Source organism: Streptomyces sp. DT190 (assembly GCF_049846985.1).
In the GTDB taxonomy this organism is placed as follows: Bacteria; Actinomycetota; Actinomycetes; order Streptomycetales; family Streptomycetaceae; genus Streptomyces.
This window is the reverse complement of the sequence record NZ_JBNCNM010000014.1, coordinates 132,610-147,045: the sequence shown is the minus strand read 5'-3', so window position 1 is coordinate 147,045 and position 14,436 is coordinate 132,610. Positions and strand designations below refer to the sequence as shown.

Annotated in this window: 10 protein-coding genes and 5 tRNA genes; 13 read left to right on the top strand and 2 right to left on the bottom strand. The window is 71.5% G+C overall.

Annotation, left to right across the window (positions count from 1 at the left end; genetic code table 11):
- Position 1: 1 nt before the first annotated feature.
- Positions 2-3,763, bottom strand: coding sequence for a nitrate- and nitrite sensing domain-containing protein (locus ACPXCS_RS24150; protein ID WP_425947712.1), 3,762 nt, complete (start codon positions 3,761-3,763; stop codon positions 2-4).
- Positions 3,764-4,363: 600 nt separating this feature from the next.
- On the opposite strand from ACPXCS_RS24150, the gene ACPXCS_RS24145 reads away from it, so the two are divergent.
- The 10 genes from ACPXCS_RS24145 to ACPXCS_RS24100 all read left to right on the top strand — a co-directional run bounded on the left by ACPXCS_RS24145 (position 4,364) and on the right by ACPXCS_RS24100 (position 10,708).
- Positions 4,364-4,555 (top strand): hypothetical protein, encoded by a 192-nt coding sequence (locus ACPXCS_RS24145; RefSeq protein WP_425947933.1) that lies wholly within the window; start codon positions 4,364-4,366, stop codon positions 4,553-4,555.
- Positions 4,556-4,728: 173 nt separating this feature from the next.
- Positions 4,729-5,505: a fumarylacetoacetate hydrolase family protein gene (locus ACPXCS_RS24140; protein ID WP_425947714.1), complete on the top strand. Its 777-nt coding sequence runs from the start codon at positions 4,729-4,731 to the stop codon at positions 5,503-5,505.
- Positions 5,498-6,982 (top strand): glutamate--tRNA ligase, encoded by a 1,485-nt coding sequence (gene gltX / locus ACPXCS_RS24135; RefSeq protein WP_425947716.1) that lies wholly within the window; start codon positions 5,498-5,500, stop codon positions 6,980-6,982. The genes ACPXCS_RS24140 and gltX overlap by 8 nt, the downstream gene beginning before the upstream one ends.
- 171 nt (positions 6,983-7,153) lie before the next feature.
- Complete coding sequence (locus tag ACPXCS_RS24130; protein WP_425947717.1) at positions 7,154-9,367, top strand: FlgD immunoglobulin-like domain containing protein; 2,214 nt, start codon at positions 7,154-7,156, stop codon at positions 9,365-9,367.
- A 29-nt stretch (positions 9,368-9,396) separates the two neighbouring features.
- On the top strand, positions 9,397-10,128 hold the full coding sequence (locus ACPXCS_RS24125) for an HAD family hydrolase (RefSeq protein ID WP_425947719.1): 732 nt from the start codon (positions 9,397-9,399) through the stop codon (positions 10,126-10,128).
- A 90-nt stretch (positions 10,129-10,218) separates the two neighbouring features.
- Positions 10,219-10,290: transfer RNA gene (locus ACPXCS_RS24120), tRNA-Gln, on the top strand.
- 40 nt (positions 10,291-10,330) lie between these two features.
- A tRNA-Glu gene (locus ACPXCS_RS24115) sits at positions 10,331-10,403 on the top strand.
- 39 nt (positions 10,404-10,442) lie between these two features.
- Positions 10,443-10,515: transfer RNA gene (locus tag ACPXCS_RS24110), tRNA-Glu, on the top strand.
- 20 nt (positions 10,516-10,535) lie between these two features.
- Positions 10,536-10,607, top strand: a tRNA-Gln gene (locus ACPXCS_RS24105).
- A 28-nt stretch (positions 10,608-10,635) separates the two neighbouring features.
- Positions 10,636-10,708 (top strand) — tRNA-Glu (locus ACPXCS_RS24100).
- A gap of 178 nt (positions 10,709-10,886) precedes the next feature.
- Here the strand turns inward: ACPXCS_RS24100 and ndgR are convergent.
- Complete coding sequence (ndgR, locus tag ACPXCS_RS24095) at positions 10,887-11,600, bottom strand: IclR family transcriptional regulator NdgR (protein ID WP_094055732.1); 714 nt, start codon at positions 11,598-11,600, stop codon at positions 10,887-10,889.
- 194 nt (positions 11,601-11,794) lie between these two features.
- On the opposite strand from ndgR, the gene leuC reads away from it, so the two are divergent.
- From leuC to ACPXCS_RS24080, 3 genes are all read left to right on the top strand, one after another.
- On the top strand, positions 11,795-13,225 hold the full coding sequence (gene leuC, locus ACPXCS_RS24090; RefSeq protein WP_425947721.1) for a 3-isopropylmalate dehydratase large subunit: 1,431 nt from the start codon (positions 11,795-11,797) through the stop codon (positions 13,223-13,225).
- 6 nt (positions 13,226-13,231) lie between these two features.
- Positions 13,232-13,825: a 3-isopropylmalate dehydratase small subunit gene (gene leuD, locus ACPXCS_RS24085; RefSeq protein WP_425947722.1), complete on the top strand. Its 594-nt coding sequence runs from the start codon at positions 13,232-13,234 to the stop codon at positions 13,823-13,825.
- 277 nt (positions 13,826-14,102) lie between these two features.
- Entirely contained in the window at positions 14,103-14,333 is a 231-nt protein-coding gene (locus ACPXCS_RS24080) for a hypothetical protein (protein WP_425947724.1), read from the top strand.
- The last annotated feature ends 103 nt before the right edge of the window (positions 14,334-14,436 follow it).

Here is a 14,436-nt window from a genome sequence, read left to right as displayed (position 1 = left end):
ACTAACGCTCCTGCTGGTGAGTGGGGTGCGGGAAGCTTCCGGTCTGGGTGGAACCGGCCTGTCGACCCTGTGCGATACCCCGACGGAGATTGGTCAGCCGGCCGCGCACGTCATCGGGGGCGCGCGAGACCTGCGGACCACTCTGGTGCGGTTGCTGCTGAGCCGTGCCCGGGACGAGGTTCGCCCTGGGCACCCGGCGCGGCAGGCCGGAGGTGGTGACCCCGCCTGCGGCGGGCTGGCGGACACGTTCGGCCTGGCGGACGAGATCGTCGTTGGGCGAGGTGCGCCAGCCCGCCGAGGCGGACCGCTGCGGGCCGGTGGGGCCCTGCGTCTGCTGGGGAGCGGCGGGAGCCGAGCCGTTGCTGCTCTGCGGCTGCTGCTGCTCCTGCTGCCCGTGGAACCAGTTGGTCTCGAGCGTGTCGTACAGCGGCGTACGTCCGTCGCCCGGGCCGGTCGCCGGCGGCAGCGCCTCGGGCTCCTGCCGGGCGGGCCTGCCCTGCGGGGCGGGCGGACGCGGGGCGCCGAAGTCGGAGGTGCCGCGGCCGCCGTTGACCTGCGGCCGCTCGAACTGGCCCGTGCCCGCCGGGTCGGCCGGGGTGGCCGGACCGGGGAGGGTGGGACGGCCGGAGCCGTTGCCCTGCCGCTGCGCGGGGTACTGGCCGTTGGTGTCCTGGCGGGGCGCCGGGTACTGCCCGGTCGAGCCGTTGCCGTACGACTGCGGAGCCTGCGGGGCCGGGAACTGGCCCGTCGAGCCGTTGTCGTAGGCCTGCGGGGCCGGGAACTGGCCCGCCGTGGAGGACGGGTCGGGGCGGCCGCCGGCGGAGCCGAAGACGTCCGGCCGGACGAACTGGCCCGAGTTCTGGTCGTAGCGCTCCTGGTGCTGCGGGACGCCGAAGTCGGCCGGGCCCTGGCGCTCGTCGCGCACGGCCGGCATCTCCGCCGTCGCGCCGGGACCCTGACGGTCGTCGACGCGGGGGAGGGCGGACGTCCGGGAGACGTCCTGCTCCTCGTGGCCGCGAGGGGAGTCCAGCGAGGCGCGCGGCACCGGGGGCTGGGCGTTGTCGTCGCTCCAGCTCGGCGTGCGCGGCTGCGGGTCGCCGCCGGGCAGCTCGGCCCGCGCGCCACCGCGCGGCGGCAGCTGCGGCCGACGGCCCTTGCCCTGCTCGCCGTTGCCGCCCTGCTGCGACCGGCCCCGGCCGCCGCCGAAGGCGTCCTGCGCCCCGCCGGTGCCCGCGGCCTGCAGACCCTGCGGCGTACCCGGCGCCTGGCCGTATCCGGCACCGGCACCGGCCGGCGCGGGACGGCCCTGCGCGGGCGGGCCCTGCTCGAACAGCGAGGGGCCCGGACCCTGCGGTCCGCGCGCTCCGCCCTGACCGGCCGGACGGCCGTCACCGTCGCGTCCCGGCAGCGCGGCCCGCGGGCCCTGGCCGGCACCGAGCCGGCCACCGCCGGGCGCGCCGCCGAAGGCGCCGGCACCGAGGGCGCCGCCGTTCTGGCCGGCACCGGCGGCCCGCCGGGCCGCCGCCGCACCGGCCGCGGCCTGCGCGGCGGCCGGACCGCCACCGCCGACCGGCGGCTGGCCGCCCTGCTTGGGCTGGGGCTTCTTGCCGCCCTGGGCGACGTCGACGGGCAGCATGACCAGCGCGGTCGTGCCGCCGGAGTCGGACGGGCGCAGCTGGATGCGGATGCCGTGCCGCTGCGACAGCCGGCCGACCACGAACAGACCCATGCGGCGGGAGACGGAGACGTCCACCGTCGGGGGAGAGGCGAGCCGCTCGTTGATCGCGGCGAGGTCCTCGGGGGACAGGCCGATACCGGTGTCGTGGATCTCGATCAGCACCCGGCCGTCGGGCAGGGCGTGACCGGTGACCTTGACCTTGGTCTGCGGCGAGGAGAACGAGGTCGCGTTCTCCAGCAGCTCGGCGAGCAGGTGCACGAGGTCGTTGACGACCCGGCCGGCCACTTCGGTGGTCGGCACGGAGGCCAGCTCGATGCGCTCGTACTGCTCCACCTCGGACGCGGCGGCGCGGAGCACGTCGACCAGCGGGACCGGGCGGGTCCAGCGGCGGCCGGGCTCCTCACCGGCGAGGACGAGGAGGTTCTCACCGTTACGGCGCATGCGCGTGGCGAGGTGGTCGAGCTTGAACAGCGAGGACAGCTGGTCCGGGTCGGCCTCGCGGGACTCCAGTTCGGAGATGAGCGACAGCTGACGCTGGATGAGGCCCTGGGAGCGGCGCGAGAGGTTGGTGAACATCGCGTTGACGTTGCCCCGCAGCAGGGCCTGCTCGGCGGCGAGGCGGACCGCCTCGCGGTGCACGTCGTCGAAGGCCGCGGCCACCTTGCCGATCTCGTCCCGGGAGTGCACACCGACCGACTCCACGGACGTGTCGACGTCCTGCGGGTCGGACTCGGACAGCTGCTTGACCAGCTCGGGCAGGCGGTCGGAGGCGACCCGGGTGGCCGTCTCCTCCAGGCGGCGCAGCGAGCGGATCATCGACCGGGCCACGACGAACGCGCCGACCAGCGAGACACCGAGCACGATCAGGATCAGCGCGCCGGAGATGATCGCGTCGCGCTCGGTGGCGCTGCGCAGCTCTCGGGCCTTCTGTTCCATCTCCTCGAGCAGGGTGTGCTCGATGTTCTTCATCTGCTGGATCTTGGTGGAGCTGTCGTCCAGCCAGTCGCGGTAGGACCGCTTGTCCTGCTGGGCGAGACCGCTCGCGGAGATCAGGGCGCGGCCGGCGTAGGTGTCGGTGGCCTTGATCGTGGAGTTGCCGCCGTCCTCGATCGGCTTGAGCAGCTCGGCGGCGGCGTCCTCGCCGTAGATGCTCTTGAAGGTGCGCAGCTCGGAGTCCTGGCTGTCCAGGGCCGACTGGGCGTAGAGCCGGTCGTTCGGGGACAGCTTGCCGGCCGTGGTGTTGCTGGCGGGCAGCGCCGCGGCGAGGGCGGCGCGCTGGATCGAGGAGTACTCCTTGGCGGAGGAGAACGCCGCGAGCGCACGCGTGCGCTGGATCATGTCCGGGTTGCTGGTCGCCTCGGCCATGTCCTGGGAGAGGTCGATCAGGTTCTCGATCAGACGGTGGTACCCCTCGATCGTCTGCGTCGAGTTGCCCTCGGAGGCGTAGGCGCCCTTGCGGATCTGCTCCAGGTTGCCCAGCTCGCCGGCGATCTGGACGAGGTACTCGCGGACGCCGGTGAGGTTGCCGTCCTTGCTGGCGCTGTCGATCTCCTCGGACGAGTCGAGGAAGTTCGTGCGCGCCCGGTCGGTCTTCTCCCGCAGGCCCTTGATCGTGAAGTCGGTGGCCTTGCCGCCGTGCGCGAGCGGGCCCGCCGACTGGTCGCGCTCCTCCTGGAGGGCGGCCGACAGCTCGGTGGCCTGCTTGGTCATGTCCGTCAGCAGCTTCATGTTGTCGAGCTGCTGGATGTCGTCCATGGACTGGTTGATACGCAGCGCGCCCAGCGAGGTGGCCGCGACCACCGGGAGAGCGAGCAGCGACACCAGTCGGGTGGAGATCCGCCAGTTGCGCAGGGCTATTCGCGGGCCGGGGCCGGTCGGGCCGGCCGGCGGCTTCAGGGCCGGGGCCGGGTCGGCGGGGCCCGAGGGGACCGACGCGCCGGGGCGCCCCGGGCGCTCACCGCCGTCACCGGCCGGGCCCGGGTTCTGGGCGTGCTGGGGCGAGGGGCCGCCATTCATGGGGCCAGTCCCGCCGTGCGGCTCCGGCTCCGCCGAAGCGTTGCCATCCCTCTTGAAACGTCCCTGCACTAGCGTCGCAACCTCTGGACCAGGCACCCCGTCGGATGAACGGCGGGGCACGGTGTCGGCGTTCTGGGGACGCCCTGAGTTCGCCCCCGTGGTGGTCGTGAGTGACCGGCGCTGGTTCCCCCTTCTGGCCGCCACTCGGCGCGTCTGTGCGCCCCCTGTGCGCCGGCTCGATCCTTCGGCGGTCCGTGGCATTCCAGCACAGCACAGGATCTCCAACAAGGCTCGTAGGCCAGGCCGTGACATAGGTGACACCACGTGAGGGCCGGATCACCGGTCGTAGAAAGGGAGTTCGCCAATTTCGGGCATATGCCCGCGAGTCGCCGAGCGGTGACAGGTGTCCCAGTCGCCATGATCAGGAGCGGAATGATGGCTTCAGGGGGTCAATGTCCGCTTCGTCACGCTGGGGCGGGAGTCCGGAATGACCGATTCGACCCCTGATTCGTGAGCAAACTCACAGCCTGATCGTGAACCCCGTGCGTCCTGACCGGGAATCCGATGTTTAGCCTGACGCTTTACAGAGAAGGCAAAACCGACAACCCGCGCCCCAGCGGGGGTCTCGCACCCCCGCCGCGCCCGTCACAGGACAGGGTCAAGTAAACAGTGAAGACGACGACGATGTTCCACAAGATCGCCAACCCGCGACGCACGACGCTGGCGCACCTCGACGACGCCGACGAACTGCAGACGCCGGAGCAGCCGGAGCACCGCGTCGAACTGCCCGCCCAGACCGCCAACCCCAAGCGCACCGTCCTCATGGAGAAGCCCGTCGCGGCCACCGCGACCGCGGAGTGACACCAGGACATACGCGTGCCGGCCGCGGGATGCTCACCGCGGCGGGAGACGGACTTCGAGGGGCGCCCCCGGCGACGGGGACGCCCCTCGCGCATGCGCGCGGCGGGCACGCCCTGCCGCGTTAGCCTGGAGCGTCAGACTCCAGCCGCTTCAGTCAAGGGGCCAAGCATCCCGTGCGCATCGCCAGATTCTCCATCGACGGGAACGTCGCCTTCGGCGCCATCGAGGGCGAGAAGCAGGACGAACTCGTCCTGGACATCATCAAGGGCATCCCGTTCGCGGACTACGAGCTCTCCGGCACGAAGGTGCCGGTCGGCAAGGTGAGGCTGCTGCCGCCGGTGCTCCCGAACAAGGTCGTGGCCTTCGGCCGCAACTACGCGGAACACGCGCGCGAGCTGGGCAACGAGGTGCCCGAGGCCCCCTTCGCCTTCTTCAAGCCGTCCACCTCGGTGATCGGCCCCGGCGACGAGATCCAGTACCCCTCCTTCTCCGAGGAGCTGCACCACGAGGCCGAGCTGGCCGTCGTCATCGGGCGGATGTGCCGCGAGGTCCCGCGCGAACGGGTCAAGGACGTGATCTTCGGCTACACCTGCGCCAACGACATCACCGCCCGCGACGTCCAGAAGCGCGAGAAGCAGTGGGCCCGGGCCAAGGGCTTCGACAGCTCCTGCCCCCTCGGCCCCTGGGTGGAGACCGACCTCGACCCCTCGGACCTGACCATCCAGCTCACGGTGAACGGGCAGCAGCGCCAGCTCGGCCGGACCAGCGAGATGATCCACTCGGTCGAGGACCTGATCGTCAACATCTCCGAGGCCATGACGCTGCTCCCCGGCGACGTGATCCTCACGGGCACCCCGGCTGGGGTCGGCCCCCTGAACGTCGGCGACGAGGTCGCCGTCACCATCGAAGGCATCGGCACTCTCACCAACAAGGTTGTCAAGCGTGGCTAGCGCATCCGCCCCAGCAGTCCGTGTCCGTTTCTGCCCGTCGCCCACCGGTAACCCCCACGTGGGCCTGGTCCGCACCGCCCTGTTCAACTGGGCGTTCGCCAAGCACCACGGCGGCACCCTGGTCTTCCGCATCGAGGACACCGACGCGGCCCGCGACTCCGAGGAGTCCTACGACCAGCTGCTCGACTCCATGCGCTGGCTGGGCTTCGACTGGGACGAGGGGCCCGAGGTCGGCGGCCCGCACGCGCCGTACCGCCAGTCGCAGCGCATGGACCTGTACAAGGACGTCGCGGCCAAGCTGCTCGACGCCGGCCACGCCTACCACTGCTACTGCTCCCAGGAGGAGCTGGACACCCGCCGCGAGGCCGCTCGCGCCGCCGGCAGGCCCTCCGGCTACGACGGCCACTGCCGCGCGCTGACCGACGCGCAGGTCGAGGAGTACCAGGCCCAGGGCCGTGAGCCGATCGTCCGCTTCCGGATGCCCGACGAGACGATCACCTTCACCGACCTGGTCCGCGGCGAGCTGACCTTCACCCCGGAGAACGTCCCGGACTACGGCATCGTCCGGGCCAACGGCGCCCCGCTGTACACGCTGGTCAACCCGGTCGACGACGCCCTGATGGAGATCACCCACGTCCTGCGCGGCGAGGACCTGCTCTCCTCCACCCCCCGCCAGATCGCCCTGTACAAGGCGCTGATCGAGCTCGGCGTCGCCAAGGAGATCCCCGCCTTCGGCCATCTGCCGTACGTGATGGGCGAGGGCAACAAGAAGCTCTCCAAGCGCGACCCGCAGTCCAGCCTGAACCTCTACCGGGAGCGCGGGTTCCTCCCCGAGGGCCTGCTCAACTACCTCTCCCTGCTCGGCTGGTCCCTCTCGGCCGACCAGGACGTCTTCACGATCGACGAGATGATCGCGGCGTTCGACGTCACCGACGTGAACCCGAACCCGGCCCGCTTCGACCTGAAGAAGTGCGAGGCGATCAACGGCGACCACATCCGCATGCTGGACGTGAAGGACTTCACGGAGCGCTGCCGCCCCTGGCTGCGGGCCCCGTTCGCCCCCTGGGCCCCGGAGGCCTTCGACGAGGCCAAGTGGCAGGCCGTCGCCCCGCACGCGCAGACCCGCCTCAAGGTGCTCTCCGAGATCACCGACAACGTCGACTTCCTGTTCCTGCCGGAGCCGGTCGAGGACGAGGCCTCCTGGAACAAGGCCATGAAGGAGGGCTCCGACGCCCTGCTGCGCACGGCCCGCGAGAAGCTGGAGGCGGCCGACTGGACCTCCGCCGAGTCGCTCAAGGAGGCCGTCCTGGCCGCCGGTGAGGCCCACGGCCTGAAGCTCGGCAAGGCCCAGGCCCCGGTCCGGGTCGCCGTCACCGGCCGCACGGTCGGCCTGCCGCTCTTCGAGTCCCTGGAGATCCTGGGCAAGGAGACGACCCTGGCCCGCATCGACGCGGCGCTGGCGAAGCTGGCGGCGTAACGCCGGAGCGGGACCACGAGGGCGGCGTCCGGTTCGGGCGCCGCCCTCGCCGTGTCCGCCCAGCCGTCACCCGGAGTTCACCCTTCCGGCCAACTCCCGTCCCCGGTCGGGACGTTGGATGCCGGATGGGCACACGGTACGCGTGTGCGCCCTGGTACCGGGGGAGGGAACATGAGCCGTTCACGAAGACTCGTCCACACGGCCGTCGGCGGGGTGGTGGCCCTGTCCTGCGCCGTACTGACCGCACCCGCGCAGGCGGCGCCCGAGGCCGACGCGCCGGCCGGCACCGTGCGCCTGGTCACCGAGCGGCGCGTGACCGTCGACTACCCGTGGGCCGGCGCGTCCGGCTTCCAGTACCGGCCCGGGACCACGGCGGTCACCACGGTCGACTACCCGGACACGACCCCGCCCGCCCACGCCGGCCCGGACGCCCCGGCCACCGGCACCGACGTCATGACCACGCGCGAGGGTCAGCAGGTCGTGCAGCGGCACCGCTCCACCGGCGTGACCGCCACCGTCACCATCCCCTCCGACCAGGCCTACCGGGCCGCCGTCGGCTGGAGCGTGCTGACCATGGACGGCACCGGCGCCCTGCACGTGCTGCGCGGCGCCGACGGCTCCCGCACCGAGGACATCCCGGTCACCGGCGTCCCCGCGGGCGCCCGGCCCGTCTCCTACCGCACCGGCGGCTCGGTCGCCCGCCTGGCCGTCGTGTACGTGCTGGACGGCAAGACGTCCGTGGGCCTGGTCGACCTGGCCGACGCCACCTTCCGCACCTACGTCACCGGCGACGAGGCCACCCCGGAGCTCGCCTTCAACGACCGCTGGGTCGTCGCCGACTGGAAGGCGATCCGGGTGGACTCCGAACCCGGCACCGCGCCCACCGCCCTCACCAGGACCGACGGGCAGCTGGAGGCGGTCGTGGGCGACCAGCTCCTGCTCGGCAACCCGATGTTCGTGGTGGGCGGCACCGAGGCCGCGCTGACCTCCCGCTCCCTGGTCACCGGGGCCACCGCCACCGTGCTCCCCTCGTCGTTCGGCGGGATCGGCCCGACCCTGGACGGCGGCGCCCTGGCCACCGCCGGCCCCTCCAGCCTCGACTGGAACATCCACCGCATCACCCTCACGGACGACGGCGGCCTCACCACCACCGCGGTGGCCGAGGTCCCCGCCGCCCCGACCGCGGTCGAGGGACTGGCCGCCGCCGGCGGCGAGTTGCTCCTGCACGGGGCGACCCCGGGCGGCTCGTTCCGCTACAACGGATTCCGGCTGGACGCCAACGGCCGGCCCGCCGGCCCGCAGACCCCGCGCAGCCCGGGCCTGAGCGCCCCCACCTGCCTCGGCGGCGACGCCGCCTGCCCCCAGCTGGAAGCCCTGGGCGACGGCCGGGTCAGCCACCTGTCCACCGACGCGAGCGGCGAGGAATCCGTGGTGAACACGGGCCTCGACACCACCACGCTCCTCAGTGCGCCCACGGACGGCGACTCCGGCGGCCGCATCGCCGGCAGCACCGGCCGTTACGTGCTCTACAACGGCGGCTCCGGCAAGCAGCGGATCGTCGACTTCCCGCGCGGTGCCACGAGCGGCACGACCGTCCTCACCCGCGACCGCACCGCCGCCGCGGTCTGGGGACAGACGCTGTGGACCCCGGGCACCACCCAGGGCACGGCCACCGGCCGCAACCTCAAGACCGGCACGACCACCACCGTCACCACCGGCGCCTCCTGCACGCCCACCGACCTCCAGGCCGTCAACACCTGGCTGTACTGGTCCTGCGGCACCTCCGCCGGCGTCTACGACCGCGCCACCAACCGGAAGATCACGGTCCCGGCCGACCACGGCCCGGCCCGTCTCGCCGACGGTTTCCTGCTCCGCGAGAACCGCACCACCCACGAGCTGCTGCTCACCGACTTCCACACCGGCACGGCCACCACCCGCACCCTGGTGAAGCTCCCGGCCACGGACCAGAACACCGGCGGCAGCAACGGCCGCTGGGCCGTCGACCGCTTCGGCGGCCACATCGCCCACCTCACCGGCACACGCGGCGAGGTGTCGATCGTCCCCAGCGGCGTGCCCGCCTCGCCCCTGGCGCAGATGGAGGCCCAGGTGTACTCGCCGTCCGTGATCGGCAAGTCGATCCCCTGGACACCGGTGTGGCAGCTGAACAGGCCGTCCACCTGGACCCTGACCCTCACCAACGCCTCCGGCACCGTCGTGCGCACCCTCACCGGCGCCTCCGCCGCGGCCGCGGTACGCCCCGCCTGGGACGGCACCACCGACGCCGGTGGCCCCGCCGCCGGCCCGTACACCTGGAGGCTCACCGCCGAGCCCCGCGACGGCCAGGGACCGGACCTGACGCTCTCCGGCACCATCACGCCGGGCTGAGAACGGGGCGCCGTGGGTACGGTCGGACCATGAGCATTCGCGCCGTGGTCTGGGACGTCGACGACACCCTCTTCGACTACACCACCGCCGACCGCCTCGGCATGCGCGCCCACCTGACGGCCGAGGGCCTGCTCGACGACCGCGAGACCGTCGAGCAGGCCCTCGCCCGCTGGCGGGAGGTCACCGACCGGCACTGGACCCGCTTCGCGGCCGGCGAGGTCACCTGGCAGGGCCAGTGCCGCGACCGCGTACGGACGTTCCTGGACCGCGACCTCACCGACACCGAGGCCGACGCCTGGTACCGCCGGTACATCACCCACTACGAGGCGGCCTGGTCCCTCTTCCCGGACGTCCTGCCCGTCCTCGACGCCCTCGCCGCCAGCCACCGGCACGCCGTGCTCTCCAACTCCAGCCTCCTGGTCCAGGACCGCAAGCTGCGCACCCTCGGCGTCCACGACCGCTTCGAGACGATCCTGTGCGCGGCGGAACTGGGCATCTCCAAACCGGAGCCCGGCGCCTTCCTCGCGGCCTGCGAGTCCCTCGGCCTGCCACCGCACCAGGTCGCCTACGTCGGCGACCACCCGGAGATCGACGGACGGGGCGCCGCCGACGCCGGTCTGCTGTCGGTGTGGATCGACCGCGGCGGCCTGTACGCCACGATCGAACCGCCCGTCGGCCCGCACCGCATCGCCTCCCTCGCCGAACTGCCGTCTCTGCTGGGCGCGGATACTCGTTTTGGAGCCCCGTCCACCTTCGGGTAATGTTCTTCCTGCGCCGCGGGGAGCGGGCCGGAAGGCAGGAACCCCAGGCGCACAACTAGAACAAGATCCCCTCAGGGGCTTGCGTTCCAGTGGCCTATGGTGTAATTGGCAGCACGACTGATTCTGGTTCAGTTAGTCTTGGTTCGAGTCCAGGTAGGCCAGCTCGCAGAGCTCATCTGCGCCAGCGGATTCCGATCCGCAAGCCCCCGTTGTGTAGCGGCCTAGCACGCTGCCCTCTCAAGGCAGTAGCGCCGGTTCGAATCCGGTCGGGGGTACTGGTTCCGGAAGATCGACGATCACCCGGAGCTGCTAGGGCCCCCGTTGTGTAGCGGCCTAGCACGCCGCCCTCTCAAGGCGGTAGCGCCGGTTCGAATCCGGTCGGGGGTACTGACTGGTCTAAACCACATTGGTCTATGGTGTAATTGGCAGCACGACTGATTCTGGTTCAGTTAGTCTTGGTTCGAGTCCAGGTAGACCAGCTCGGACCTGCGGAAACGCAGGATCCACGCCCCCGTTGTGTAGCGGCCTAGCACGCCGCCCTCTCAAGGCGGTAGCGCCGGTTCGAATCCGGTCGGGGGTACGTACGACGGAAGGCCCCTCACTTCGGTGAGGGGCCTTCCGTGTATGCCCTGCTTGGGGCGCGGGGAACTGCGCGCTCAGCCACGGACGGGCCACAGCCGACGACGAACCCGCCACGGTCACGGCGCCGACTCGGGGAAGACCTGCCGCGGCGTCGAGGCCGGCCTCCCCCGTGTCGCTCAGCCGCGCCGCAGCGCCTCGGACAGGCGCCCCGCGGCGTCGATCACGGCCTGCGCGTGCATCCGCCCCGGGTGCCGCGTCAGACGCTCGATGGGCCCGGAGACGGACACCGCGGCCACCACCCGGTTCGACGGCCCCCGCACCGGCGCGGACACGGACGCGACGCCCGGCTCCCGCTCGCCGATCGACTGGGCCCAGCCCCGCCGCCGGACGCCGGAGAGGGCCGTCGCCGTGAACCGCGCCCCCTGCAGGCCGCGGTGCAGCCGCTCCGGCTCCTCCCAGGCCAGCAGGATCTGCGCCGAGGAGCCGGCCTTCATCGTGAGCGTCGATCCCACCGGGACCGTGTCCCGCAGTCCGGACAGCCGCTCCGCCGCGGCGACGCAGATGCGCATGTCGCCCTGGCGGCGGTAGAGCTGCGCGCTCTCGCCCGTGACGTCGCGCAGATGCGTGAGCACCGGGCCGGCGGTGGCGAGGAGTCGGTCCTCACCCGCGGCCGCGGCCAGCTCGGCCAGGCGGGGGCCGAGAATGAAACGGCCCTGCATGTCCCGCGCCACCATGCGGTGGTGCTCCAGGGCCACGGCCAGGCGGTGAGCCGTGGGTCGTGCCAGTCCGGTGGCACCGACCAGGCCCGCGAGGGTGGCCGGACCGGACTCCAGAGCGCTCAGGACGAGGGCCGCCTTGTCCAGAACGCCGACGCCGCTACTGTTGTCCATGCAACGATACTCGCGTCTCACTCTGTGAAACGCAAGTTCAAATTTCCGCGGAACCCGCCACCCTGGAATCACGAAGTCACAACGGCCCGTGACGTAAGGGCCTGGTGGTGTGTGCCCGGAATCAGGGGAACGGGCACCGCCTCTCAAGATCTCTAGTTGGGTCGGCGGATGGCCGTCGGCCGGAGGGAACAGCGATGGGTAGGACACTCGCGGAGAAAGTCTGGGACGACCATGTCGTCCGCCGCGCGGAGGGCGAGCCCGACCTTCTCTTCATCGATCTGCACCTGCTGCACGAGGTGACCAGCCCGCAGGCCTTCGACGGTCTCCGCAAGAGCGGCCGCCCCGTGCGGCGCCTCGACCTCACCATCGCCACCGAGGACCACAACACCCCCACCGTCGACATCGACAAGCCCATCGCCGACCCGGTCTCCCGGGTCCAGCTGGAGACGCTGCGCAAGAACGCCGCCGAGTTCGGCGTGCGGCTGCACCCGCTGGGCGACGTCGAGCAGGGCGTCGTGCACGTCGTCGGCCCGCAGCTGGGCCTGACCCAGCCCGGCATGACCGTCGTCTGCGGCGACTCCCACACCTCCACGCACGGCGCCTTCGGTGCGCTGGCCTTCGGCATCGGCACCTCCCAGGTGGAGCACGTGCTGGCCACCCAGACGCTGCCGATGAGCCGCCCGAAGACCATGGCGATCACCGTCGACGGCGAACTGCCCGAGGGCGTCACGGCCAAGGACCTGATCCTCGCGATCATCGCGAGGATCGGCACCGGCGGCGGCCAGGGCTACGTCCTGGAGTACCGCGGCGCGGCCATCGAGAAGCTCTCGATGGAAGCCCGCATGACCATCTGCAACATGTCGATCGAGGCCGGCGCCCGCGCGGGCATGATCGCCCCGGACGAGACGACGTTCGCCTACCTCAAGGGCCGTCCGCACGCCCCCGAGGGCGAGGACTGGGACGCGGCCGTCGCGTACTGGAAGACGCTGAGGACGGACGAGGACGCCGAGTTCGACGCCGAGGTCGTCATCGACGCCGCCGCGCTGTCGCCGTTCGTCACCTGGGGCACCAACCCCGGGCAGGGCGCACCGCTTTCCGCGTCCGTCCCCGATCCTGCTTCGTACGAAGACGCATCGGAGCGCCACGCCGCCGAAAGGGCCCTGGAGTACATGGGGTTGGAGGCCGGGCAGCCGCTGCGCTCCATCAAGGTGGACACCGTCTTCGTAGGCTCCTGCACCAACGGCCGCATCGAGGACCTGCGCGCCGCGGCCGCGCTGCTCAAGGGCCGTAAAGTCGCCGACGGCGTACGGATGCTGGTCGTCCCCGGCTCGGCGCGGGTCGGTCTGCAGGCCGTCTCCGAGGGGCTGGACGTCGTCTTCAAGGAGGCCGGCGCCGAGTGGCGGCACGCGGGCTGCTCGATGTGCCTGGGCATGAACCCGGACCAGCTGGCCCCGGGGGAGCGCTCCGCGTCCACCTCCAACCGCAACTTCGAGGGCCGGCAGGGCAAGGGCGGCCGTACGCACCTGGTGTCGCCGCAGGTCGCGGCGGCCACCGCCGTCCTGGGCCACCTGGCCTCCCCGGCCGACCTGGCCGACGCCGACGTCCGTACGCCCGCTGGAGTCTGATCAGTCATGGAAGCATTCACCACCCACACCGGCCGGGCCGTCCCGCTGCGCCGCAGCAACGTCGACACCGACCAGATCATCCCCGCCCACTGGCTCAAGAAGGTCACGCGCGACGGGTTCGAGGACGGGCTGTTCGAGGCCTGGCGCAAGGACCCGGAGTTCGTGCTCAACCGGCCCGAGCGGCAGGGCGCGACCGTGCTGGTCGCCGGCCCCGACTTCGGCACCGGCTCCTCCCGCGAGCACGCCGTCTGGGCGCTGCAGAACTTCGGCTTCAAGACCGTGATCTCCTCCCGCTTCGCCGACATCTTCCGCGGCAACTCGCTCAAGAACGGCCTGCTCACGGTCGTCCTGGAGCAGAAGATCGTGGACGCGCTGTGGGAGCTCACGGAGAAGGACCCGCAGGCCGAGATCACCGTCGACCTGGTGGCCCGCGAGGTGCGCGCCGAGGGCATCACCGCCTCCTTCGAGCTGGACGAGAACTCCCGCTGGCGGCTGCTGAACGGCCTCGACGACATCTCGATCACCCTGCAGAACGAGGCGGACATCGCCGCGTACGAGGCGAAGCGCCCGTCGTTCAAGCCGCGGACGCTCCCGGTCTGATCCGGATCACGTTCCGACGCCCGCGAGCAAGGCGACTTTCGGCCACCGCAACACCCCCGCCGTACCCCCGATCAGCCCGATCGGGGGTACGGCTGTTTCTGCACCCGAACGGCCCTGCGCGCCCCCTGGTCGGCAGCCAACTGGCCACGTTATGGCGGTGGTTGTCGGGGTACGCGAGTGGTAAAGCCGTGCCTTCCGTGTGTGCTCGGATGGCCGTTTGAGGCGGCAGTTGTCCCCTGCGCAGGCGACAACTCGCCCCAGATGGCACAATCTGTGCATGGAACGCGACGGCCAACTCGAGCTCTATGCGGCAGTCGCGGACCAACTCAAGGAAGCGCATGCAAGGGTGCGCGCACTGCAAGTCCCGGAGGGCGTACGGATGGCGCTGACCCGGAAGCTGCTGGTCATTACGGCCGCGGCCAAGCACGATCTCGCCGACGCGGCAAGGCGGCTGGAGCGGTTCATCGCGGACCTCGACAAGGGGTGCCTCCCCGAAGAGGAACGCTGAACCCGTCGACACCGCCGAGTTCGTTGCGGCACAAGGGTGATAAGCCCGTTTCGTGTTTGATTTGCGGTATATATCTGCCTAACGTGCGAAAAAGCTTGAACAC